This is a genomic window from Borrelia turicatae 91E135 (assembly GCF_000012085.2).
Taxonomy (GTDB): Bacteria; Spirochaetota; Spirochaetia; order Borreliales; family Borreliaceae; genus Borrelia; species Borrelia turicatae.
On the sequence record NC_008710.1, the window covers coordinates 812186 to 835531 of the forward strand.

At 29.2% G+C, this 23346-nt stretch carries 28 protein-coding genes and 1 tRNA gene; 15 read left to right on the forward strand and 14 right to left on the reverse strand.

Annotated features, from left to right (window positions below):
* Nucleotides 1-93: 93 nt before the first annotated feature.
* From BT0_RS03885 to flgF, 14 genes are all read right to left on the reverse strand, one after another.
* The gene (locus tag BT0_RS03885; protein WP_011772694.1) at nucleotides 94-1464 is read right to left on the reverse strand and encodes a sigma-54-dependent transcriptional regulator; all 1371 of its coding nucleotides are present in this window, start codon (nucleotides 1462-1464) and stop codon (nucleotides 94-96) included.
* Entirely contained in the window at nucleotides 1457-2617 is a 1161-nt protein-coding gene (locus tag BT0_RS03890) for a two-component system sensor histidine kinase NtrB (protein ID WP_011772695.1), read from the reverse strand. Before BT0_RS03890 ends, BT0_RS03885 begins: the two co-directional genes overlap by 8 nt.
* A complete protein-coding gene (locus BT0_RS03895; RefSeq protein WP_011772696.1) occupies nucleotides 2617-3660 on the reverse strand; it encodes a hypothetical protein in 1044 nt (347 codons plus the stop codon). Before BT0_RS03895 ends, BT0_RS03890 begins: the two co-directional genes overlap by 1 nt.
* A gap of 10 nt (nucleotides 3661-3670) precedes the next feature.
* Nucleotides 3671-4159, reverse strand: a complete 489-nt coding sequence (locus BT0_RS03900; RefSeq protein WP_011772697.1) for a CvpA family protein — start codon at nucleotides 4157-4159, stop codon at nucleotides 3671-3673.
* On the reverse strand, nucleotides 4149-5237 hold the full coding sequence (gene murG / locus BT0_RS03905) for an undecaprenyldiphospho-muramoylpentapeptide beta-N-acetylglucosaminyltransferase (RefSeq protein ID WP_011772698.1): 1089 nt from the start codon (nucleotides 5235-5237) through the stop codon (nucleotides 4149-4151). Before murG ends, BT0_RS03900 begins: the two co-directional genes overlap by 11 nt.
* A 193-nt stretch (nucleotides 5238-5430) precedes the next feature.
* On the reverse strand, nucleotides 5431-6225 hold the full coding sequence (locus BT0_RS03910; protein ID WP_011772699.1) for a PfkB family carbohydrate kinase: 795 nt from the start codon (nucleotides 6223-6225) through the stop codon (nucleotides 5431-5433).
* Entirely contained in the window at nucleotides 6222-7238 is a 1017-nt protein-coding gene (tsaD, locus tag BT0_RS03915) for a tRNA (adenosine(37)-N6)-threonylcarbamoyltransferase complex transferase subunit TsaD (protein WP_011772700.1), read from the reverse strand. Before tsaD ends, BT0_RS03910 begins: the two co-directional genes overlap by 4 nt.
* A complete protein-coding gene (locus BT0_RS03920) occupies nucleotides 7204-8115 on the reverse strand; it encodes a divergent polysaccharide deacetylase family protein (RefSeq protein ID WP_011772701.1) in 912 nt (303 codons plus the stop codon). Before BT0_RS03920 ends, tsaD begins: the two co-directional genes overlap by 35 nt.
* Before the next feature lie 46 nt (nucleotides 8116-8161).
* Nucleotides 8162-8965, reverse strand: a complete 804-nt coding sequence (locus BT0_RS03925) for a sigma-70 family RNA polymerase sigma factor (protein WP_011772702.1) — start codon at nucleotides 8963-8965, stop codon at nucleotides 8162-8164.
* A 111-nt stretch (nucleotides 8966-9076) separates the two neighbouring features.
* Nucleotides 9077-9418 carry a rod-binding protein gene (locus BT0_RS03930; protein WP_011772703.1) on the reverse strand — a complete coding sequence of 114 codons (342 nt, stop codon included), beginning with the start codon at nucleotides 9416-9418 and terminating at the stop codon, nucleotides 9077-9079.
* A gap of 2 nt (nucleotides 9419-9420) precedes the next feature.
* Complete coding sequence (locus BT0_RS03935) at nucleotides 9421-10416, reverse strand: flagellar basal body P-ring protein FlgI (protein ID WP_049752274.1); 996 nt, start codon at nucleotides 10414-10416, stop codon at nucleotides 9421-9423.
* Between the two features lie 210 nt (nucleotides 10417-10626).
* A complete protein-coding gene (locus BT0_RS03940; RefSeq protein WP_011772705.1) occupies nucleotides 10627-11265 on the reverse strand; it encodes a hypothetical protein in 639 nt (212 codons plus the stop codon).
* Nucleotides 11265-12059, reverse strand: a complete 795-nt coding sequence (flgG, locus tag BT0_RS03945; protein ID WP_011772706.1) for a flagellar basal-body rod protein FlgG — start codon at nucleotides 12057-12059, stop codon at nucleotides 11265-11267. Before flgG ends, BT0_RS03940 begins: the two co-directional genes overlap by 1 nt.
* A 12-nt stretch (nucleotides 12060-12071) precedes the next feature.
* A complete protein-coding gene (gene flgF / locus BT0_RS03950) occupies nucleotides 12072-12920 on the reverse strand; it encodes a flagellar basal-body rod protein FlgF (protein WP_041178531.1) in 849 nt (282 codons plus the stop codon).
* A gap of 247 nt (nucleotides 12921-13167) precedes the next feature.
* On the opposite strand from flgF, the gene BT0_RS03955 reads away from it, so the two are divergent.
* From BT0_RS03955 to ftsH, 15 genes are all read left to right on the forward strand, one after another.
* Nucleotides 13168-13704: a DUF2147 domain-containing protein gene (locus tag BT0_RS03955; protein WP_041178532.1), complete on the forward strand. Its 537-nt coding sequence runs from the start codon at nucleotides 13168-13170 to the stop codon at nucleotides 13702-13704.
* A gap of 35 nt (nucleotides 13705-13739) precedes the next feature.
* Entirely contained in the window at nucleotides 13740-14270 is a 531-nt protein-coding gene (locus BT0_RS03960; protein WP_041178533.1) for an adenine phosphoribosyltransferase, read from the forward strand.
* Nucleotides 14271-14396: 126 nt separating this feature from the next.
* Nucleotides 14397-14711: a 50S ribosomal protein L21 gene (gene rplU, locus BT0_RS03965; RefSeq protein ID WP_041178534.1), complete on the forward strand. Its 315-nt coding sequence runs from the start codon at nucleotides 14397-14399 to the stop codon at nucleotides 14709-14711.
* On the forward strand, nucleotides 14711-15043 hold the full coding sequence (locus BT0_RS03970) for a ribosomal-processing cysteine protease Prp (RefSeq protein ID WP_011772711.1): 333 nt from the start codon (nucleotides 14711-14713) through the stop codon (nucleotides 15041-15043). The genes rplU and BT0_RS03970 overlap by 1 nt, the downstream gene beginning before the upstream one ends.
* On the forward strand, nucleotides 15030-15275 hold the full coding sequence (gene rpmA, locus BT0_RS03975; protein ID WP_011772712.1) for a 50S ribosomal protein L27: 246 nt from the start codon (nucleotides 15030-15032) through the stop codon (nucleotides 15273-15275). Before BT0_RS03970 ends, rpmA begins: the two co-directional genes overlap by 14 nt.
* Nucleotides 15276-15297: 22 nt before the next feature.
* Nucleotides 15298-16281 (forward strand): GTPase ObgE, encoded by a 984-nt coding sequence (gene obgE, locus BT0_RS03980; RefSeq protein WP_011772713.1) that lies wholly within the window; start codon nucleotides 15298-15300, stop codon nucleotides 16279-16281.
* Nucleotides 16282-16366: 85 nt separating this feature from the next.
* A complete protein-coding gene (nadD, locus tag BT0_RS03985) occupies nucleotides 16367-16939 on the forward strand; it encodes a nicotinate (nicotinamide) nucleotide adenylyltransferase (RefSeq protein ID WP_011772714.1) in 573 nt (190 codons plus the stop codon).
* Complete coding sequence (locus BT0_RS03990) at nucleotides 16940-18124, forward strand: LCP family protein (RefSeq protein ID WP_011772715.1); 1185 nt, start codon at nucleotides 16940-16942, stop codon at nucleotides 18122-18124.
* Nucleotides 18099-18449 (forward strand): ribosome silencing factor, encoded by a 351-nt coding sequence (gene rsfS, locus BT0_RS03995; RefSeq protein WP_041178535.1) that lies wholly within the window; start codon nucleotides 18099-18101, stop codon nucleotides 18447-18449. The genes BT0_RS03990 and rsfS overlap by 26 nt, the downstream gene beginning before the upstream one ends.
* 99 nt (nucleotides 18450-18548) lie before the next feature.
* Nucleotides 18549-18839 carry a septation regulator SpoVG gene (gene spoVG, locus BT0_RS04000; RefSeq protein WP_011772717.1) on the forward strand — a complete coding sequence of 97 codons (291 nt, stop codon included), beginning with the start codon at nucleotides 18549-18551 and terminating at the stop codon, nucleotides 18837-18839.
* A gap of 63 nt (nucleotides 18840-18902) precedes the next feature.
* Nucleotides 18903-18974 (forward strand) — tRNA-Gln (locus tag BT0_RS04005).
* A gap of 28 nt (nucleotides 18975-19002) precedes the next feature.
* Nucleotides 19003-19551 carry a 50S ribosomal protein L25/general stress protein Ctc gene (locus BT0_RS04010; RefSeq protein ID WP_011772718.1) on the forward strand — a complete coding sequence of 183 codons (549 nt, stop codon included), beginning with the start codon at nucleotides 19003-19005 and terminating at the stop codon, nucleotides 19549-19551.
* A gap of 6 nt (nucleotides 19552-19557) precedes the next feature.
* On the forward strand, nucleotides 19558-20124 hold the full coding sequence (pth, locus tag BT0_RS04015; protein ID WP_011772719.1) for an aminoacyl-tRNA hydrolase: 567 nt from the start codon (nucleotides 19558-19560) through the stop codon (nucleotides 20122-20124).
* A complete protein-coding gene (gene tilS / locus BT0_RS04020) occupies nucleotides 20124-21440 on the forward strand; it encodes a tRNA lysidine(34) synthetase TilS (protein ID WP_041178536.1) in 1317 nt (438 codons plus the stop codon). Before pth ends, tilS begins: the two co-directional genes overlap by 1 nt.
* The gene (gene ftsH, locus BT0_RS04025; RefSeq protein ID WP_011772721.1) at nucleotides 21437-23344 is read left to right on the forward strand and encodes an ATP-dependent zinc metalloprotease FtsH; all 1908 of its coding nucleotides are present in this window, start codon (nucleotides 21437-21439) and stop codon (nucleotides 23342-23344) included. The genes tilS and ftsH overlap by 4 nt, the downstream gene beginning before the upstream one ends.
* The last annotated feature ends 2 nt before the right edge of the window (nucleotides 23345-23346 follow it).

The following is a 23346-nucleotide window of genomic DNA, read 5'->3' on the forward strand; positions in this document are numbered from 1 at the left end:
ATAAGGATATAGTTTTTTGCCATACTTTGTTTAAAATTATTTTAATTTGATGTATATATTGTCATAATGTATATTTTTTATACTAATTATTAATTAATTGTGCTTTATTGAATCTATATCATACTCTGTTATTTTATTGTGTAAGGTTTTTCTTCCTATTTTAAGTATTTCGGCACATTTGCTTTTATTATTCTTAGAGTGTAAAAGTGTTTGTTTAATGATTTCTTTTTCTGCTTCTTTTAAGCTTATACCTATTGGTAGTATAATTTTAACTATTTGGTTTGTGTTATTTCTAATTTTGGGAGGTAAATCATCTTTTACAATTTGCTTTTCTTTAGATAATATTAAGGCGCTCTCTAGTACATTTTTGAGTTCTCTAATATTTCCTGGCCAATCATATGCATAAAGGGCTTTTAGCGCATCATTGGAGAGACTTTTCTCTTCTCTATTATTTTCACTTGCAACATCTTTAATTAGTATTTTTGTTAACTTTGGTATGTCGTCTTTTCTCTCTCTTAAGGGAGGAATATTGATATTTATTATGTTAAGCCTATAAAACAAGTCTTCTCTAAACCTTCCTTTTTTAATTTCTTCTTCAATATTTTTGTTTGTTGCTGTTAATAATCTAATATCAACTTGCATAGTAGTTTCTCCACCTACTCGTTCGAATGTTCTATTTTGAAGCACTCTTAGTAGTTTTACTTGAACTTCAGGTGATGTTTCTACTATTTCGTCTAAAAATATCGTTCCTTTATCTGCTAATTCGAATCTGCCTTTTTTTTGAGATATTGCACCTGTGAATGCTCCTTTTTCATGTCCAAAGAGTTCACTCTCAAGTGTGCTCTCAGAGAGTGCAGCGCAATTGACTTTGATGAAGGGTTTGTCATTTCTATTTGATAAGTCAAATATGGCATCTGCTATTACTTCTTTTCCAACTCCACTCTCTCCAGTTATTAAGACAGATGCTTTTGATTTTGCGATTTTTTTTACAAGTTCTAGAGTTTTTTGCATTATAAGTGATTTTCCAAATATACGTTCATAATAATTTAAATCTTTTCGAATTATGACATTATCTTGGGATATGTTTTCATGCCTTTTGTCATTTTTACCATTTAAGGCTCGCTTTATTATGAGTAACAGTCTTTCAAGATCAACAGGTTTTGTTAAAAAATCATAAGCACCTTCTCGCATAGCATCGACTGCTGAATCGACAGTTCCATGAGCTGTAAGAATAATGAAGGGAATATTTGGGTTTTTATCTTTTACTATTTTAAGTAGTTCTTCTCCTGATATTTGGGGCATTCTAAGATCAGATATTATAGCATCGATCTTTTCATTTTTAATTGTTTCAAGTGCTTCTTTTCCATCACTAGCAGTAAATACAAAATAACCTTCCTCTTCTAGATAAGTTGCTATTCCTTCTCGTATATTTTTTTCATCATCTGCTACCAGTAGTTTACTCATTCTCTAAACATCCTTCAATTAGAATTTTGCCTGTATTTAATTTTGGAAGTGTAATTGTAAAAGATGTTCCCTTTGTCTCTTTACTTTCCACAAAAATTTCACCCCCATGTTCTTTAATTATTTTATAAGAAATAGTTAGTCCTATGCCACTTCCACTTTCTTTTGTGCTAAATTGAGGTTTGAATATATCATCTTTTGTTTCATTTTTTATTCCATGTCCATTATCTTTAATACCAATGTATATTTTTTCTGTATTTTCGTGAATAGAAATTTCTATTTTTTTTGTCTTTTTATTTGATTCAAGTAGTGCTTCTTCTGCATTTTTTACTATATTGATTATTACTTGCCGTATGAGTTTTTCGTCAATTAATGCAGGGCTTACTTTTTTTAGATTGAGTAGGAATTTAATATCTTTATTGTTTAATTCTGGATTTAATAGGTTATAGACACTTTTTATAACGTCAGTAATATTTCTTTTTTCTGGTACTATTTTTATTGGTCTCACTGTTAATAAAAAATCTGTTACAGTTTTATCCATTCTATTTATTTCTTCTTTTATTATTTTGAAGTAATTATTTGCTTTTGTGCTTTTGATACTTTGTCTATCTATTTCTTTTTTGAGTAGTTGTAAGTTTATGTCAATTGCTCCTAGCGGATTTTTAATCTCATGAGCAATATTTCTTGCATGTCTTGTAAAAGCAGCTAAAGCCTCAGCTCTTCTAAAAAGTTCTTCTTTATGTTTTTTATCTTTAATATCTTCAATTAAAATAATATTTCCTTCAAGCTTTTGATCTCTGACGTATGGCATAAATGATATTTTAATGTATATGTTTGTTGAAATTTGTACCTCAAATCCTATTATTTTATCTTCGTTTGTTACTAGTTCTTCTATTAAGTTTGTTAGAGTTGGAATTTGAATATCTTTAAGGGTTTCTAGTTTGTATTTAGGACTTATAACTAAAATTTGAAATAGCATTTTGTTTAGGTAAATTATGTTATTAAGTTTATCAAGAACTAGGATCCCTTCATTAATGGATGCAAAAATGCCATCGTATATTTCTATTTTTTTATAGATATCTTGAATAAATTTAAGTTTTTGATCACTTGATAATTTATTTAATTTGGTCAAGGTTTTCTTTAAAAATTTGCTCATTAATCCTCGTAATTTAGCATTAAATTTTCGATTATTAATTTTTTGTTCTGGTTGTATGGACTGTATTTTGAGATGTATTTTAGATATTCTAATCTTTTCAGATATGTATTAGTGTCTAAATTTTGGCTTAAAAATTCATGTCTAAGTTGGTTTGTAAGTTCTTGTAAAAATAATTTAAATATATTTTCATCTTTTAGGAAATTAAATGTGTCAAGATTAAATATACCCTGTTTTTCTTTTATTATATTTAAAATTCGCTTGACTTCTTCTTTTAATTTTGTGTGTTCTTCACTATGAAATGAGTCGAAATATTCTTCTGTTGTTAGTTCATCATTTTTATTAAAGATTGCTTTGAATTGTTTGATCTCAAAATCTCTATTTTCCTTTCTGAATTTGTATAGTCTTAGTCTTGAAAGGATTGTTTTTGGAATCTTGTTTTTGTTTCTTGTAGCTAAAATAAAATAAATGTTTAAAGGTGGTTCTTCTAGTATTTTTAGTAGTGCATTATAGACATTAAAATTTAGATTTTCAATTTCATTAATGTAAATTACCTTTATCTTATGCTTCTCTGATAATACCCAGGATTTAATTTTTCTAACATCATTAATGGTAATGTTAAAGTTTATGTTTTTAATTATTTCCTCAATTTTTTTAATAAGTTCTTTTGTGATTGTCTCATTATATTCGTTTTTGTAATAGGTATTATTAATAAAATTGACGTCTGTTTCTATTTTTTTAAGGTTTTTATCACTGCTGAAATTGTATTTAGTAAAAATGATATTCTTAACATATTCTAGATATTTATTTATAACTTTATTTGAGTTTACATTAAGATATGCCTTTGCCTCTATTATATTAAGATTTGAAAAAATTATTAAATTTGGGTTTGTTAAAGTTTGTGTATTTAAGATTCTTTTTGCAAGTTCAATTGCAGTTGTTTTTTTAGAAGAAAATCTCTCTCCCCAAAAAAGTATTGCATTTGGTAGGCTTCCTTTTTCATACTCCTTAATTATTTCGTAAGTTATTTCGGATAAGCTTTCCATGTGATTCTCTTTACTGTGTTTTTGATATTTTAAACAAATAGTTTATGCTAGGATTTAGATATTTAAGCAATTTGCTTTCTTCTAAGAAGTAGCTGGGATTAAAGAGTTGTTGAGAGTATATTATATATACTACAATTGCAATTATTCCAAAGGCTTCAAATAAACCAAGTATTAGTCCAAGTAACCTGTTGAAAAATAATAACTTAAGATGATTTATTATTGATTCGATTAATGCTTGTAAGATTAAAAATCCTATGTGTATTATTAAAAAAAATACTAGTAGTGCTTGAACATATGATAAATCGAGAATAGGTGATATTAATATTTTAAAATCATTGGTTTTATTGTAGATCAAAAATATTAAAGTAAAAATTTCAACAAATCCAGCAATTTCTTTGATGAACCCCCGTAAAAATCCTCTAAATCCTAGTGATATAAAAATTATTATTATTAGTATGTCTACTATACCAGTTATTTTGAAAGGATCGTTAACCAGCATTTATTTTCCCAAATTCTTTTAACAATAGATTAGCTATTAGGTTTGATGAGTCTTGATTGTGAAATTCTTTTATATTATTTCTTAGTATATTGGACTTTTCTTTATTTTCTAGGATCTCTTTTATGATATTTATGATTTTGCTTTCACTTAAATTCTCTTCATCTATTTTGAAACACGCATTTTGTTCTTCTAATAGTTTTGCATTTCTGATTTGATCCCCTCTTGAGCCTTTTACAAATGGAATAAATATTACGCATGCACCAGCATTGGCAAATTCTTTAATAGCACCTGATCCTGCTCTGCTTATTATTATATTTGAAAATTTTATTATGCTTGCCATTTCTTCTGCATTAAAAAATTGACTTCTTAAATAATTATTTTCTCTAGTTGCATCTAGATTCCTTCCACATTGATGGATAAAATATGCATCAATTTTGTTTTTGATATTGAGTGTTAATTTATTTAGAATTTCTGCTCCAAGAGAGCCTCCAAGTATGCTAATTATGGGTTTTTTTGTATCTTGAGTTAAATTTTTTATTATATTTGGATTTGGATTTGAGAATTCTTTTCTGATTGGTGAGCCTGTATATAAGACATTTTTGTTTTTAAAATATTTTGTGCTTTCTTTAAAGCTGATATGTATTTTGTTTGCAAATTTTGAATTGATTTTTGTTGCAAGCCCAGGATCAAGATCCATTTCGTGGGTTATGCTTTTTACCTTAAGTAAACTTGCTGCAATAATTGGTGGACTTGATACAAAACCGCCAGTTGCGTATATAATTTGGGGTTTATACTTTTTTATTATGAAAAAGCTTTTGATTATTCCAAATATGACCTTAAAAAAGTCAGTAAAATTTTGCAGTGAAAAATATCTTCTAAGTTTTCCTGATGGAATTGCGATAAATTTGATATACGCGTGCTCTTTTATGATCTTGTCTTCCATTGAGTCTTTTTGTCCTAACCAAAAAAATTCGATATTTGTATCAAGTTCTCTTAATTTTGAAATTATTGCTATTCCTGGGAAAACATGCCCCCCTGTACCTCCCCCTGTAAAAAATATTCTTTTCTTAGCTTTCATATACCTCTTTTATATACATTGTAATTTAACAATGCATTTTAATGCAAATATTATACATTTTTTTACTTTTACAGTGACTATTCTAAATTTTATTGAATTTAAAAAAATGTCAGTAGTCCATTTATATCAAATTATGTTTGTCTCTAAACCCACGTTTTGACTCTGCTAAGAGAGAATCTTATATTAAAATAGGTTAGAAAATATTTTTTAAAAATTGCTCAATTTGAATACCTTTATTTTTAATAGTATTATTTTCAATAGAAAATTTGATTATTGAGTGAATTACTTTAGTTGCTTTTTCTAAAGCATATTCTATCTCCGATTTTTCCAGATATCCTATTAGTAGACTTGCAAATAAATCCCCTGTTCCACCGAAGTTTTGTTCTAGTTTTTCTAAAAAGATTTCTGAATATTCTTTTGTGTGCGTGTTATAAACAACATTTCCTATAAGATTTTCCTTTTCTACACTTGTAACTACGATTATTCCGTTTATTTCAAGATTTAATATTGCTTTTATTATTTCATCCTTATTGTTTATCTTTTCCGTTTTAGCTAACATTTTCAATTCTGTGATATTAGGTGTTATGATGTTTGCATGTTTTATTAGGCTTCTAAATCCATTCACTATTTTTTCATCAAAAGTAGGGTAGAGTACACCATTGTCTGCAAATACAGGATCAATTATTATTTTTTCAAAATTGAGTAGTTTGAACATATTTTTTATTATTTTTTGCTGGGTGTTGCTTCCAAGAAATCCACTATAGAATATGTCAAAGTTTTCATTTTGATTTTTCCAAGATAAAATAAACTTTTTTAATTTATTTGTTAAATCTATTATTTCAAATTCTTTGTAATCTGTTGTTGCTGAGAGAACTGCAGTTACAAATGGACAAACTTGCATATTAAATGATGATATGACTGGTATGCATATTGTAAGTGATGCTCTACCTATAGTTGAAATGTCATGCATGGCTAATACTCGTTTCATACTGTCTTTCCTTTTGTATGTTTATAGTTTTCTATTCTTGAATTTGCATCAATTTCAATTGGACTTGCCCCGTATTTTAAATACATAAGGTAACCAATCCCTGCAATCATTGCTCCGTTATCTGTGCAAAGGTCGATTGGGGGATAGTATGTTTCTATTTCAAGGTTTTTGATCTTTTCTCTTAAATAAAGATTGCTTGCAACTCCTCCAGATATTATTAATTTTTTTATATTGGTATCCTTTATTGCTCTTTTAATTGGAATAATTAAATTTTCAAAAGCTACTCTTTGGAAGCTTGCAGCAATATTATTTTTTGTTATGTTTTCATTTTTGTCTTTAAACTTTTCAAGTTGATGTATACATGCTGTTTTGAGGCCTGAATATGAAAAATCATACCTATTTTCTTTTTTGTCAAAAATTGTAATTGGAAAATTAAATGCATATTGGTTACCGTTTTTGGCTAATTTTTCTATGTTTGGCCCACCTGGGAATCCCATTTTATAGTATTTTGCTACCTTGTCAAATGCTTCTCCACAAGCATCGTCAAGCGTTCGTCCAAGTATTTCAATGTCATCGAAGTTATTTTGTTTTGCAAGTATTGTGTGTCCTCCACTTAATATTAAAGATAGAAATGGATATTCTATCTTTTTAATCATTAGAGGAGCATAAAGATGACCTAAAATATGGTCAATGCAAATTAGAGGCTTTTTGAGGGCAATTGATAAACCTTTAGCAAAGTTTACACCAACAATTAAGGAGCCAATAAGACCAGGTTTAGATGTGACTGCTATTAAATCAATTTCTGATGCATGTATTTGAGCATTTGTTATGGCCTGTTGACAAACAGACATGATAAATTCCGTGTGTAGCCTTGAGGCAATCTCTGGAACTACACCATAATATTTTTTGTGTTCTTTTTGACTAAGCTTGATATTACTTAAAATCTTAACACCATCTTCTACTATAGCTGCACAGCAATCATCGCATGAAGTCTCTATTCCAAGCACTCTCATTGTTTTCCTCTCTTTTATAAAGGTTGATTAAATTTTTAAATTCAAATTCTTTATTTAGGTTTACTGCTTCTTGTTTGAGTATTTTAAGAGTATTTTTTGACCAAATATGTCCTATTACTTTAACAATTCCTTTTGTTCTAGCTATTTGTTTTGCTCTCTCAAGTGCTTTAATTACGGCTTTTTCGTTATCTTTGTTATCAAGAAATATGTCTCTTTGCTCTACTATAATCCCAATTTTTTTACCAATTTTTGCGGATATGCTTTTTTGCGTAGTTAGGCTATCGAAAAAGTATCTATTTTCTTCTTTAAGTTTGATTAGAATAATTTGCATTATATTTTCATTTGCAGTAATAAGACTTCCCATATGATTATTCATGATCTTTGCATTGGAGTATGTTTGAAATGTTTTTTCAATTTTTGTTCGTATTGCAAATTCATTATCGTTAATGTTTATGTGAAATTTTTCTATTGAATTTTTATATTTTGATTGCATTGGTAAATGAATCATTATAATTTTATTTTTACTTGCTAGTTTGTTATAAAAATCCATTGATTTTGGTAAAAAGGGAATAATTGAAAAATTGATGTTTAAGTCAATTTTTATAAATTCGTCTAACATAAATTCGTCATAGCCAACATCATCAATTATGAGATAAAATGTAGGTTTTAAATTTTTTTGTATTTTTATTAAATTTTCTTTTTTAATTTTTGCTAATTTGTTCTTAAAGTTTAGATTGAATTTTTTTGCATTTGATTTTATATATACAAGGCTAGAAAATAGCATGATTATTGAGACAAAAGATGTAATAATAACAAATGATATTGTGATTTTTAATTTATGTTTCTTTAGAAAAATAGAAACATTGTGAATACTCATGTCCAGTAGCTTCTCATTATATCAAAATCTGGTATTAAGTCAACGTTTATTGATAAAGTTCTTCTTTGAGTTTTTTTAGTACTCTTTTTTCAATTTGTCTAACGGTTTCTGAGGAGATTCCAAGTTCATTGGAAATGTCTTTTAAGGTGCTTTTTTTATCACTGTTGTCTAAGTTATATCTTTTTATTATGATGTATCTTTCCTTTTCATTTAGTTTGGTCTCTAGTATGTGATTGAGATGTTTTAATGTTGAATTTTGTTCAAGGGTACTCTCAGGATTAAAAGAATTGTCTTCATAGAGGTTTAGTAGCGTAGAATTTTCTGAACCTTCGATCTTTTTATCAAGGGAATATTCTTTTTCAAGATAGGGAATGATTTTTATATATTGAGCAGTTGTTAAGTTAAATCTTTCCATTATGTCTTCTTTTTTTGGTGATTTTTCTTCTTCCATGAGATATTTATTTATTTGGAGTATTAAATTTTCTTTTCTGTATGGTACCTTTACAAGTCTGGTTTTGGTATTTAATGCTCTTTGAAGCGATTGTTTAATCCAAAATGAGGCGTAAGTTGAAAATTTGGTGTTCTTACTTGGATCATATTTTTCAGCTGCTCTAATTAAACCTAGATTTCCTTCTTGTATTAAGTCTTCAACTTTTAATCCTTTGCCAGCATATCTTTTAATTATTTTTAAGACGAGACGTAAATTGGCATTTATCATTTTGTTTTTGGCTTTCAGGTCTCCTAGTTTAATTTGTTTTGCAAGTTCAATTTCTTCTTCGTGAGTTATCAGTCTGTGTTCTCTTACGGATTTTAAGTATATGTTTAAATCTTCATTGCTAAATATATTCACAATACTTCTCCCATTTTTGAAATTTGCGTATCAACATTCCTCTCTCTTTTTGATGTGATGCAAAAATCATGCCAACTTAGAAAATAATTAATATTTTTTATTAAATATGAACTATTTTCTAAAGTTATTTACTTCTGCTATTTGGTTATAAATTAAATCAGCAAGTCTAAAACTTTTAGATTTGGCTATTTGTTTTGCTCTTTCTGAATAGAGCATATCTTCAAAAATTTCTTCTGTTTGACCCCCATTAATTAGATTATTTTCTTTTTTTAAAGAATTTTTCATGCTCTTGAGCATTTGATTTATAAAGATTGACTCAAATTCTAGTGCAGCTTCATAGAGTTTGTTGTCATTTTTGTGCTGATTTGTTTTTTCTATTTTGTCTTTTAGAATTTTTACCTGTTTTGTTTGATTTTTTGTTTCTAAGCATTGTAAATTGATTTTACTTGTCATATCTATTCCTCCAGAATTAATTCCCCATGTAATTTATTAATTTTTTTAGCTGCCTTAATTACTTTTATTAATTCTTCATTGCTAAGCATATTTGAATTTTTTGATATAAATTCATTTATTTTCATCTTTTGTATTTCTATTTTTATTTTTTCATTGCTTCTGTTACTAAATAAGTTTTCCCCGTTTCTTTCAATTAAAAATATAAGGGGTCCTATTTCTGCATTTGTACTTGCTATAATGATTTTGTTTTGTTCACTTATTAGAACTTTAGGCATAGTTTTTATTTCTATTTCTTCAATTTCGCCTAGCAATCCAATTTCGTTGATCTCAATTTCTATGATATTTCCTGATTTTATATTATTTTTTATGTTTTTACTTGTTAGTTTTTTACTTATTGAATCTGCTAAGATATAATCCTCTTTTTTAAGAATTATATTGTAATTTGTATAGTTTTTATTCTCATGTATTGTTGCTCCGTTTAGTATATATCCTGTACCTTTTGATTTTTCGTTAGTTATTATTGGACCTGAGGCTGTTGCTAGTACTTTCCCTTCTTTATCTTTCAGTTCTGTTCTTAAAAGTATACCATTTGTTAAGTCTTTTGAATCTAGCATTGATGCTATGTAAACATTGTGATTTACACCTTTAATTATGTTTCCATTTATTTTGACTGTTGTGCTTACTAATGCGATGTTTTTGCTTCCTATGTTTGTTAGATCTATTTCATTTATGCCAATTTTATTTAAAGCCTTATTTAAAATGTCTTTTCTCTTTAGAGAATCTCCTTTATCAGCAAGGCCTGCTACTATTCCAATTCCTGTTAACGTATATGAACCTGTAGATTTAATTTCAGCGATATTTTTTAATTTTATTTGCTCACTTATTTGATTTATAGTGCTATTTTCATTAGCAAAATTTTTTAAAGGTTGATTTTCTTGTGCGAATGAGCTTAGGACTATTTTTAAGTTTAAGATGGTTAGCATTATCAATAGTTTCATGATTTTGTTCCTTTTGTATGGCAATATAGTTTACCTTTATTTTAATATTATTGCAATTGCTTTTAGTTTATTCATTTTTTCTTTGGGTTTACTTGACAATTTAAAGCTTAATTATAAAATAAAGAGAAAATTTCCTATAATTTTTTTGTCATTATAATCGATTAGTAAAGCTAATAACAGAATTGGGAATTTATATGTTTGAATATGGTATTATTGTTGTTTTTGTATTTTATTTAGCCTAAGCTCTTCATTTTTGATTATATCTTGTAATACCATATAGTTACTTTGGTTTAATTCGTTTAGGCTTAGCGTTTCGTTGTTTTTAGTTGTGTTTATTTGATATTTAAAATAAACATTATATTCATTTAAGCTTTGGCCCGTCTTTAAATCTGTTTTTGCAAATACGATTGGTTCTATTATGTCAATATACATATTTACTTTATTATGTTTCTTATAGTCTTCAAATTTTTTTGTATAATAAACCAAAGTTTTTTGTATTGGTATATTTTTATATGATATACTTTTTATTGCCTTAAATTTTATATCGGTGGAAAATTTATCTTCTATATTGATCTCTGATTCATCAAAACTGAATTGTAATATGTAAATGTTTTTGCTTGCTAGATTCTTTGTGATATGGCTAATCATTTCAAATATTATTTGCTTTTGCTTAAGATGTGGGCTTATGTAAATTTGTGATAAGTTATTATCATTGCACATTTTTGAGTATTCTTTTGAGAAAAAATATGTTTTACTAGGAGATATTGTAAAACAGGTATCATAAGGCATTATTTGTGATAAATTTATTGTAAATAGATAGAATATAAATTTATTTTTGAGTGTTTTCACTACCTTTTTAAGTTGTTTGCAATTCCTAGCATATTATCTGAGGTTTGAATTGCTTTTGAGTTTATCTCATAAGCTCTTTGCGCAACGATCATTGTTACCATTTCTTCTGCAATTGATACGTTTGACATTTCAAGGATGCCTTGTCTTAGCCTACCCATTCCACTACTTCCTGGTGTTCCTGATATTTCTTCTCCAGAACCAATGGTTTCTTTAAATATATTGTTTCCAATTGCATTGAGACCTGCTGGGTTTACAAATCTTGCAATTTCCATTTGACCAAGTTCAATTGGATCAGGGCTTCCATCAACTTTTACAGATATTATTCCTTCTTGAGATATTATAATAGAATCTTTTATATATTCTTCAGGAAAGGATATTTCAGGCAATAATTTGTATCCTTGACTTGTTACAAGATCTCCGTTTGCGTCGATTTTGAATGAACCATCTCTGGTGTATCCGTAAGTGCCGTCTGGTAAGAGAATCTTGTAAAATCCATCACCTTCAATTGCAACATCAGTTTTCAAATTAGTGGCTTGCAGATTGCCTTGTTCAAAGATTCTGTGTGTTGCTGATACTTTTGTTCCGTGTCCAACTTGATTGCCAAGGGGACTTACTGTATCCTCAGTTGCAGGAGTACCTGCTCTTTTTTGTGTTTGATATATTAGATCTTCAAATTCGGCTCTTATTTTTTTAAATCCTGTAGTGTTTACATTTGAAAGATTATTGGCAATTGTATCCACGTTATATTGTTGTGCTTTCATTCCGCTGGCTGCTGTCCAGAGTGCTCTCATCATAAGCTAATCCCCTTAAAATTTTCCAATTTCGTTAATTAATTTACCAAGAAGTGAATCCTCGGTTTGTATTGTTTTTTGATTTGCTTCATAGGCCCTGTTAACTGTAATCATTGATACCATTTCATTGATGGCATTTACATTTGAGCCTTCTAAAGTACCAGTTTCAATTTTAGGTCTTGAATTTATTTCGATATTTCTAGCTTGTCCAGATATTTCTGTACTATTCCAGAGTGAACTTCCTTGTTTTTGTAGAAATCTTGTTTTTTCAAAATTTACAATCTTTAAGTTGTCAAGGAGTTCATAGTTTTCCCATGAATTTTCATATTCACTTACAAGTTTTTTGGGATTTCTTTCAAATGTTGAATTATGAAATATTTGTCCTTGAGCTGTTATTTTAAAGTTATTATCTTTTAGATATATGTATCCCTTCTCTCCAATTACAGGATATCCATCTTTTGTCATAAGTATGCCTTCTGCTCCGAGTATGAAAGAACCGTTTCTTGTATATCTCTCTCCTTCTGGTGTTTGAACAACAAAAAAGCCCTCATCAGTTAATGCTAAGTCAAGAGGATTCCCAGTTATTTTTAGTGGTCCTTGTTCAAAAGAAGTATAGATTTCATTTTCTTCAACTCCTGTACCAAGCTTGCCAATAACAGGTGCTGTCTCCAGGTATCCTTTGGGAAATTTGTAAAGACCATCATCATTAATTCGCCTAATTAACATTTCGGGAAATGCCTTTTGAACAGATAAATCTTTTTTGTATCCCGTAAGGTCAATATTTGCTAAATTATTCGCAATAACATCTAATCTGTGTCTTTGTGCCATCATTCCGCTGGCAGCAGTATAAATACCTCTTACCACATAAAACCTCATTATTTATCATCGATATATACTATATATTATCACTAAAATTAGTATATATCAATTTTGATTTCTTTATTGTTTTGTGTATTTTGATTTTCTAAGATTGAACTATCAATTTGTATTGAGTAATTTAAATTATGTAAGTAAATTATTCCTTTTGCAAAAAGTATGAAATAAATGTATAATCTTTCTTTGTCATGATCTATTTAAATTGTTGGCTCAGATGTTAATTTTAGGAGTTTATATGGATAAGAATGTATTGAGAATTATTCTTTTATTTTATTTTTCGTTTTTTGCATTTGCAGAGTCTGAAAAAACAGACAATAAAAAAGACGGTAGTGAGGTTTTAGGATATTGGGTTGGATATGATGGTACTACGAATGTTAAAAATTCTGTAATTTATGTTTATAAGTATAATGATAAAGTCTATGGTAGAATTTTAAATGTAATAAAAGATGGGAAGGTGCATGATATTAATGATCCTTCTGGTTATAGGGTTGTAGGTTTTGAACATTTAAGTACCGAAGGTCTTGATTTTATGTGGGGGCTTAAATATATTAAGTCTTCTGGCAAGTGGGATAAGGGTAAGATTATTGATCCTAAGAATGGTAAAATTTATACTTCTGAAATGAGGGTAGATCCAAAAACGGGTAATCTTATTACCAAGGGTAAGGTATGGATTTTTGGTAGAAGTAAGATTTGGACAAGAGCTAATGAAGATGAGATTCCAAAATTAGATGTAGAAGGCATAGTGCCAAACCCCCCTGTAGCGGAAAAATAAAAGAATAAATATTTAATTTTTTGTGGGAAATCTTAATGAAAGATAAAACGGAATATTATGATAAGTTTATTATGAAAGTACCTAACTTTCCAAAGGAAGGTATACTTTTTTATGATATTACTAATGTTTTACTCAAAGCAGAAGCATATAAATCTTTAATTGAAGATGCACATGCTTTTTATTTATCAAGAAACATCGATTACATTGCTGCTATTGAATCAAGAGGTTATCTTATTGGTGCGCCTTTGGCTTTAAAAATGGGATTGCCTCTTTTGTTAATTCGAAAAGAAGGTAAACTTCCAAGGCAAGTCTTAAGAGAGGAATATAATCTTGAATATGGATTTAGCAGTATTGAAATACATAAAGATGATGTTAAACAACATTCAAATATTTTGTTAGTTGATGATATTTTAGCTACCGGAGGCACTTTGAAAGCAGCCGCTATGTTGCTTAAAAAGTCGGGTGGGGTGGTATCTGATATCTTTTGTTTTATTGAACTTGTGAGTATGAATGGTAAAGATGCTTTACGGGAATATAGTTTGAATTCTCTTGTTAAGTATTTTTGATAGTTATTTAATAAATAATTTGTGTTATTAATTGAGAGAGATTAAATAAGTTAATTGAGCTTAAATAATTGACTTTAAAGTTCATTAAATTTATAATACTTAGCTGAACATTGAGAGGTGATTGTGATGTATGCGTTGTTGGAAATAAAGGGTAAGCAGTACAAGGCTATTATGGGAGAGATGTTAAAGATAGATAAAATTAGAGCTAGTGAAGGTGATAAAATAGAATTTAGCAGTGTAATGCTTGTAAACAAGGATGGAGATGTAAAGATAGGAAAACCTTATGTTTTAGGTTCTTGTGTAAAATGTACTTATATAGAAAATAAAAAAGATAAAAAAGTTATCTCTTACAGATATAGAAGAAGAAAGTCAAGTGAGCGAAAGGTCGGCCATCGTCAATCCTATTCTTATGTTTTGGTTGATGATATAGTTGTTAGTTAGTGATTAATGTTTTAATAAAGACCCGTAATGATATAATTATTTATATTTTAGCCAATGGACATGCTAAAGGGAATAATCATATTAATATAGTTTGTTCTTCCTTTTCTTTTATTTTAAGGACTTTTTTAAGTGTTCTTGATTGTGAGAAAGAAGATTTTACTGTGGACAATTCTTTAAGAGGTTGTTTAGAATTTGAGGCTTTTTTTGAAGATTTGGATAGACAGAATCTTTTTTATTATAGTAAATTTTTAATACAAGGTGTAAAGGATTTGTGCTTTGAATATCCTTGTGATATTAAATTGATTTTGGAGGAAACTAGTGGCAACAAGTAAAAGTGGTGGTAGTTCTAAGAATGGAAGAGATTCTATATCTAAGAGGCTTGGTGTTAAGAGAAGTGGTGGGCAATTTGTGAGATCTGGAGAAATAATTGTACGTCAAAGAGGTACAAAATTTCATAAAGGCAAAAATTCTGGACTTGGCAGAGATCATACAATATTTGCATTAAAGGATGGTGTAGTAGAGTTTAAAACTTCTAAGGGCCGAAAATATATAAATATTATTTAATATTGTTATAGTTGAGGTTGATTTGCATACATTTAAGGATTCTTTAAACATAACTGTGTCTTCAGGTAGTGGGGGTGCAGGATGTGTTTCTTTTTTGCGTGAAAGATTTAAAGCCAAAGGAGGTCCTGATGGTGGTGATGGAGGTCGGGGTGGAAATGTAGTCTTTAAGGTTAAGCCAGATCTTAAAACCTTATCTTTTTATAAAAATGGTCAAAAGCTTGCTGCTAATAATGGTAAGCCTGGGATGGGTTCTAGGAAAAGTGGGGCTTCTGGTGAAGATTTAGTTATTTTTGTTCCCCCCAATACCCGTGTTTATGATGTTTTTACTGATTCTATGTTGTTTGAGCTTCAGAACTTTGATGATGAAGTTATTGCTTTAAAGGGTGGAAGAGGTGGCCTTGGAAATGTAAATTTTAAAAGTTCTACAAAACGGACACCAAGGTTTGCTCAACCTGGAGAATCTGGTACTACTTTGGATTTACGTCTTGAATTAGTATTGATAGCTGATATTGGACTTGTTGGGCTGCCTAATGCAGGTAAATCTTCTCTTATTTCTACGATAACTGCTTCAAGGTCAAAGGTTGGAAATTATCCTTTTACTACTAAAGTTCCGCATCTTGGTGTTTTGAAGTCCTCTTATGAGGATTTGGTAATTGCTGATGTGCCTGGGATAATTGAGGGTGCAAGTCGAGGGATGGGTCTTGGTTTTGAATTTTTAAGACATATTTCAAAGACCAAAATTTTGGTCTTTTTGATTGATGTTGCCAGTAATGACTTTATGAGTACTTATAGCATTCTTGTTAATGAGCTTAGTGTGTATGATGTTGGCCTTTCAAGTAAGAAGAGAATAATTGTTGCTAATAAACTTGATTTAGAAGGTGCTATTGAAAATTTTAATCAGTTAAAAAGAGCTTTGGATGGCGAAAAAGTTTTAGGAATTTCTATTTATGATAATAGGGGAATAGATGAGCTTGTTAATGAACTTTTTGCTTTATCGAGGATTTAAAGTTATTGTTTTTTTAGAAGTTCAAAATTAATATTGTTCAGACATTAATTAATGTAGTAAATTAAATGTATAACATGGGAGATTTATGCGAATAGCAATATTGGGTGGTACTTATAATCCTGTTCATGTTGGGCATATGTTTTTAGCAAAAGAGATAGAGCATTTTTTAAATGTTGATAAAATACTATTCATTCCTACTCATAAACCTGTTCATAAGTGTGTTGAAAATATTAGTGTTAAAGATAGAATTGCGATGCTTAAGTTGGCCGTACAACATGAAAATAATATGTTTATCGATGAATGCGATATTATAAATGGCGGAATAACTTATACTGTTGATACCATTGCTTGTATTAGGAATAAATATGTTCATGATGATATTTATTTGGTAATTGGAGATGATCTTTTTGAGAGTTTTGATTCATGGAAAAATCCAGAAAAAATAATCGACTCTGTTAATCTTGTGGTGGTTCACAGAATTTACAGTGAAAGATTAGTTAGTCGGTTTAAACATACCTATATTGATAATAGAATATTTTCTATTTCTTCTTCAGAAATTAGAAGTAGAATTGAGCAAGGATTACCTGTCGATTATTTGCTTCCCTTTGATGTTTTGCAATATATTAAGAGTAATAATTTATATGTTAAAGGTAAATAATTGAGAAAAGAATTATTTTTTTTAGTTTTAATTATTTTAATAGTTCTTGGTATTGTGATTTTTTTTGTTGATAGTTCTAAAAGAGAGCAAATATATTTTGAATTGAATACTAAGAGTAATATTAGTTTTTTATTTCTTATAGAAGATGATAATGACAATCTTTTAAGTATGCAAGAGATTTTTATTAATATAAAAACAGGAAATGTTGGATTTTTAGATATTCCTGTTTATACAGGTTATGAGGATTTAAAGGGAAATGTATCTTGGTTTGAAGATTTATATAAAAAGAATAGCTTTAATGAATTTTTGTCTAAAGTATCTAGACAGTTGAATCATGAACCCGATTATTATATTTGTTTTAAAAAGAGTAATTTTGTGAAATTTGTTGACTATATTGGTGGAGTTCGTCTTCTTGTTAAAAATCCTGTTAAAATATACAGTTTAGTACGTCCTATATTAATACCTTCTGGTAATTCTGTTTTTGATGGGGATAAATCTTATGATTATTTAAGTTATTTCAGAGATATTTCTTCTTACGATGAAAGATTTGAGTTTTTTAAGGAATTTTTTAAGAAAATCTTGACACAATTTTCTGATTTTAAAGAAGAGTATGATTATTTTTCTAAAATGTATTTCATGTTAGATACGGATCTTTCTGAAACTGTGTTTAAATATATTCTTGCTAATTATAAAATAAATAATGAGAAATTTATTTTTATCAATATTAAAGGGCAAGAGGAAACATTTAAGGATAATAATGATAATTTAATAAAAGTTGTTTTTCCTTATTATGGGGGAGCGGTTCTTAAGGAATCGATAGAAAATTTAAATAGAGATTTAATGGGTGAAACTAGAAATGAAGAGGTGATTAAAGTTATTGTTTTAAATGGCACTAAGACTGCTGGACTTGCAAGGAATGCGGCGGATATTTTTAAATCTTTAAAATTTAAGGTTGTAAGGTTTGGTAATGCAGATAGGCATAATTATTCTCATACTTTGATAATAAATAATTCAGATAATTTAGAGATCGCCATTAAGGTTGGGGATGTAATTGGAGCAAGAAACATTAAACCAATTTCTGAGTTTCGTGTAGATACTTTAGGACTTGATGTGCCTGATATGAGTCCTGATGTAATAATCATTTTGGGAGATGATTTTGATGGAAGATATGTTAAAAATAGATGATGTTAAGAAATTATGTAAGATTATATCTGATTTTGGCGGAATTGATGTTTTAGGTATTAATGTTGGTTCTGTTTGTAATTGGGCTGATTTTTTTATTATTGTTTCATGTTCATCATTTAAGCAAATGGAAGCTTTGTATGCCGAAAGATTAATAACATTTTTTAAGGAAAAGGATTTTAATTATTGTATTCAGGGTAAAGGTTTTGTTCATGATTGGACAATTATTTCATGTGAAGGGTTAGTTGTACATTTAATGAGTGAAAAGGCCAGAGAATATTATGAACTTGAAAAGATATGGGATCAGGGAAAAATTATTTATCCTTGAGAGTTATTTAATTAAAAAAAATAAAAATATCGCAAGAATTATTTACAAAAAATTAAAAATATTCTAGATTTAAAACATGTATTTTAGGGAGGCCTAGGAGTGAATATTACAGACGTAAGAATTAGGAGAGTTGATAATAAAAATCCCGGTTCGAAGCTATTGGCATATGTGACAGTTACTTTTGATGATTGTTTAGTTTTGCATAATATCAGGGTTATTAGGGGGCAAAAAGGTGTTTTTATTGTTATGCCTAATAGAAGAACTAAGGTCGGAGAGTATAAAGACATTGTACATCCTATTAATCAAAATTTTAGAGAGATTTTGCAAAGTGCTATTTTTAAAGAATATGTGAAGGAAAATCCTTCAAGTCTTGAACTTGAATTAGGCTAATAAATATTATTGACAAAGTGTATTGTATTTTGTATCCTTTTGACTTATGGATAATTAAGTATTTGGGACGTGGACAAGTGGTAAGTCACCTGGTTTTGGTCCAGGCATTCGAGGGTTCGAATCCTTCCGTCCCAGTATTTTATATTAGGTTAGGAGTTGCATTGTGGATAGTAGTAGGATTTTAAAATATGAAAGTCGATTAAATTTTGGTTCTTTGTGTGCTCGTAGAATACGCGCAAAATCTGAGATACCAGCTGTTGTGTATGGAAAAGAAAGTGATGTCCTGCATATCAAAATTGCAAGTAATGAATTTAATAAGAGATTTGCAAAATTTACAGATAATACTGTTTTAATTTTAAGTGACGGAAAAGTCGAGAGATGTGTTTTTATTAAGGATGTGAGCGAAAATATTACTAAGGGACTTATTTATCATGTTGATTTTTATGAGGTTGATAGGAATAGAGATATTGAAAGATATATTGCAATTAAATTTGTAGGGGCTTCTATTGGTGTTAAGGAAGGTGGTACTTTAAGTGTGCTTCGGACTAAAATCAAAGTTAAGGCATTGCCTTTAGATTTGCCAGAATTTGTTGAAGTAGATTTAACGCCTGTTAAGAAGGGACATCAAATAACTTTTAAGGATATTGTACTTCCTGAGAATGTGAAACTTGCTGAAGAGGATGAAAATTTGTCTATTTTGCTTGTAAAATAAAAAAATATGGATTTGTTAATAGTTGGCCTGGGTAATCCCGGGTCTAATTTTTTTCATACTAGACATAATGTTGGTTTTGGGCTTATAGATAAATTGGTTGTAAAGCATGGTCTCTCTTTGAAAAAGGTAAAAAATTATGAATACTCTGATTTTAATTTTGAGAATAAACGGATAGTTTTAATTAAACCTTTAACTTATATGAATTTGAGTGGTAATATTTTTCCTTCTGTTTTTGCTAGATTTTATATGAAAATGACTAATCTGTTGATTGTAGTTGATAATGTTGATTTACCTTTGGGAAAGTGTAAACTTAGAAAGGTAGGGGGTACTTCTACGCATAATGGACTTCGTTCTATTTCTGGGAGCCTTGGAAGTACTAAATATAGTAGACTTTATATTGGAGTTGGAAATAATAATGAATCTAGTCTTAGAGATTTTGTTCTTGCAAAGTTTAGCGATAGTGAGCTTAAGCGTATTAAAAATGTATTTAATTTTTTAAGTGAAGAGATATTAAGTATTGATGAGTGTAATTTTGAGAATAAAATTGCGACTATTAATTCTAGTAGTTTTTGATGTTTTGGAATAATATTTTAACAAAAATAGAAAGTTTTTACTTTAAAAATTCTTTAACCAAAGAAAAAGTAATCGTTGCTTTTTCTGGGGGGGCAGATTCTACTACCTTGTTATTGAGTTTAAAGGAATATTTAAATAATAATATTGTTGCACTTTATTTTGCGCATTATATAAGATCAGATTTCGAGCAAAATCTGGAAATAGAACATATAAAAAAGTTTTGTAATTTTTATAGTATTACTTTTCAAATAAAGAGATGTAGTGTTGATATAAAGAGAAAGTCTAGGCAGCTTGGTATGTCAGTTGAGGAGTTGGCTAGAAAATATCGCTATGATGCTTTGTTAGAATCTTTTATAGAAAATGGGGCAAGTTATATTGCTCTTGCTCATAATCAAAATGATCAATTTGAAACTTTGGTAATGAGATTTTTTCAAGGCTCGTTTTTGGATGGATTGTCTGGTATTCCAGTTATCAATGGCAATATTATTAGACCTTTAATTGAGGTATCAAGAGAGGATATTGAAAAATTTCTTTCTTTGAATAATATTGTTTATTCTGTTGATAGTACTAACCGTGAAGATTTGTATTTAAGAAATAGAATTAGAAATAATCTTATGCCAGTTATTAAGAAGATTTTTAAGGGATATGAAAGGGGTTTGAAAAGAATATCTGATTTTTCAGGTGAGCTTGTAGATTATTTTGATAAAGAAGATTATCTTCCTCCTAGTAAGGGTAATTATTATTATTCTTTTGATGCTATGACTTTTTTCAGGCTGCCAAAGTATTTGGTTTTTAGGAGTATTTTTAAGATTTTAAATTCAGAAGGCATTGTGTCAAATTTGTCATATGGCACTTTAGGTGAGATTTTTAGGGTAAATCTTGTTAATAAAAAAAGTAAAATATTACTTAAAACCAATGATTTTTTTTTGGAAAAACGTCAAGATAAGATTAACCTTATCTTTAGAAAATCTGAAGAGATGCATGAGCCTTTTGATTTTTTCTTAAGACTTAATGAATATCATAGTTTATCTTTAGGTAAGATTTTGTTAGAATATTTGGAGTGTGAAGATAATTCTATACTAACATTGAGATGTTGTTCTTATGAGTTTAGGCATAGATTTTTTAAAAGTAAGTTACAATCAAAGAAGTTCTTTTCTAAGTTTGTAAGATATAATCCACTTTATTTAATGTTGTTAGTGTTAGATGATAAGGTAATTGGCATTATTGATTTAAATACTTTAAACTTAATGTGGAGTGATAAGAGTATTCTTAAAAAAATTAATATATCTTTGTTCGGAGGATTTTTAAAGGAATGAATATTAACAATAATAATTTGAATAATAATGGTAAATCTAATAACAAAAAGAAAAATAAGAATTGGATTTTGGTTCTTGTTATAGTCTTTTTAGTTTTAGCAATATTCATGTCTTATTTTATACGTGGCGGAGAAAATTATAAAAACGTGCCTTATAGTACATTTCAAACTTATTTAGATAGTGGTTTAATTGAATCAGCTATAATAATTGATAAAAGTCAAATTCAATTTATTGTCAAAAATTCAAATTTAGGAAAATCTTATTTCTCTACTAGTATTCCTTATTTTGATATCAATCTGCTTTCTGAGCTTAAAGCAAAGAGAGTTGAGGTAAGTTCTGGAAAGAGTCAGTCATCTTTAATTGGTGTTATTCTTCAAACTTTGCCATGGATATTATTTTTTATTTTCTTTTTCTTTATATTTCGTCAAACTCAGGGTGGTGGAGGCAAGGTTTTTTCATTTGGAAAGAGCAATGCTCAAAAGTATGAGGCAGGAAAGAATAAAGTTACCTTTAAAGATGTTGCTGGGCAAGAAGAAGCTAAGCAGGAACTTAGGGAAGTAGTTGAATTTCTTAAAAACCCTAAGAAATTTGAAAAGATAGGTGCAAGGATTCCAAAAGGTGTTCTTTTAGTAGGATCCCCTGGGACAGGAAAGACCTTGCTTGCCAAAGCAGTTGCAGGTGAAGCGGGTGTAAATTTTTTTCATATGTCAGGTTCTGATTTTGTTGAGATGTTTGTAGGGGTTGGAGCAAGTCGTGTTAGAGATTTGTTTGACAATGCAAGAAAAAATGCTCCTTGCATAATTTTTATTGATGAACTTGATGCTGTTGGAAGAAGTCGTGGAGCTGGCCTTGGTGGTGGTCATGATGAGAGAGAACAAACTCTTAATCAGTTATTAGTCGAGATGGATGGTTTTGGGACATATACTAATGTAATTGTGATGGCAGCAACAAATAGGCCTGACGTTCTTGATTCTGCTTTGCTTAGACCTGGGAGGTTTGACAGGCAAGTAACCGTGACGCTTCCTGATATTAAGGAGAGAGAAGCAATACTGAATATACATGCTCAAAAGACTAAACTTTCAAAAGAAATTGATTTGCATGTAATAGCAAGAGCTACTCCTGGTGTTAGTGGTGCTGATCTTGCAAATTTGATTAATGAGGGTGCTTTAATTGCTGCAAGGAATGATCAATCTGAGATTCTTATGCATGATTTGGAAGAAGCTAGGGATAAAATATTAATGGGTGTTGCTAAAAAGTCTATGACTATTACTGATAGACAGAAACTTGAAACAGCTTATCATGAAGCAGGACATGCATTGCTTCATTATTATCTTGAATATGCTGATCCTTTACATAAGGTTACTATTATTCCTAGAGGTAGAGCTCTTGGAGTTGCTTTTTCTCTTCCTAAGGAGGATAGGCTTTCAATAAATAAAAATCAGATTCTTGATAAGATTAAGATATGTTATGGTGGTTATGCTAGTGAGCAGATTAATTTGGGTTTTACTACAGCTGGTGTGCAAAATGATTTGATGCAAGCTACTAATTTGGCAAAAAAAATGGTTACAGAATGGGGTATGGGGGAAGATGTAGGTCCAATATTTTTAGTGGATGATGAAGCTCCAATTTTTCTTCCAAAAGAATTTTCTAAGTCAAGAGCATATTCTGAGCATACTGCTGATAGAGTAGACAGGGAAGTTAAGAGGATTCTTGAAGGATGTTTAAAAGAAGCTTCAGATATTTTGATGAACCATAAAGATCAGTTAGTTAAGCTTGCAGAAGCTTTGGTTGCAAGAGAAACTTTGACAGATAATGAAGTAAGAGAGCTTTTAGGATTTGAAATTGTTGAGAGTGAGCATGAGAAAAGTTTAAGAGAGTCTAAACTGGAGACAGTCAATGGGTAAAT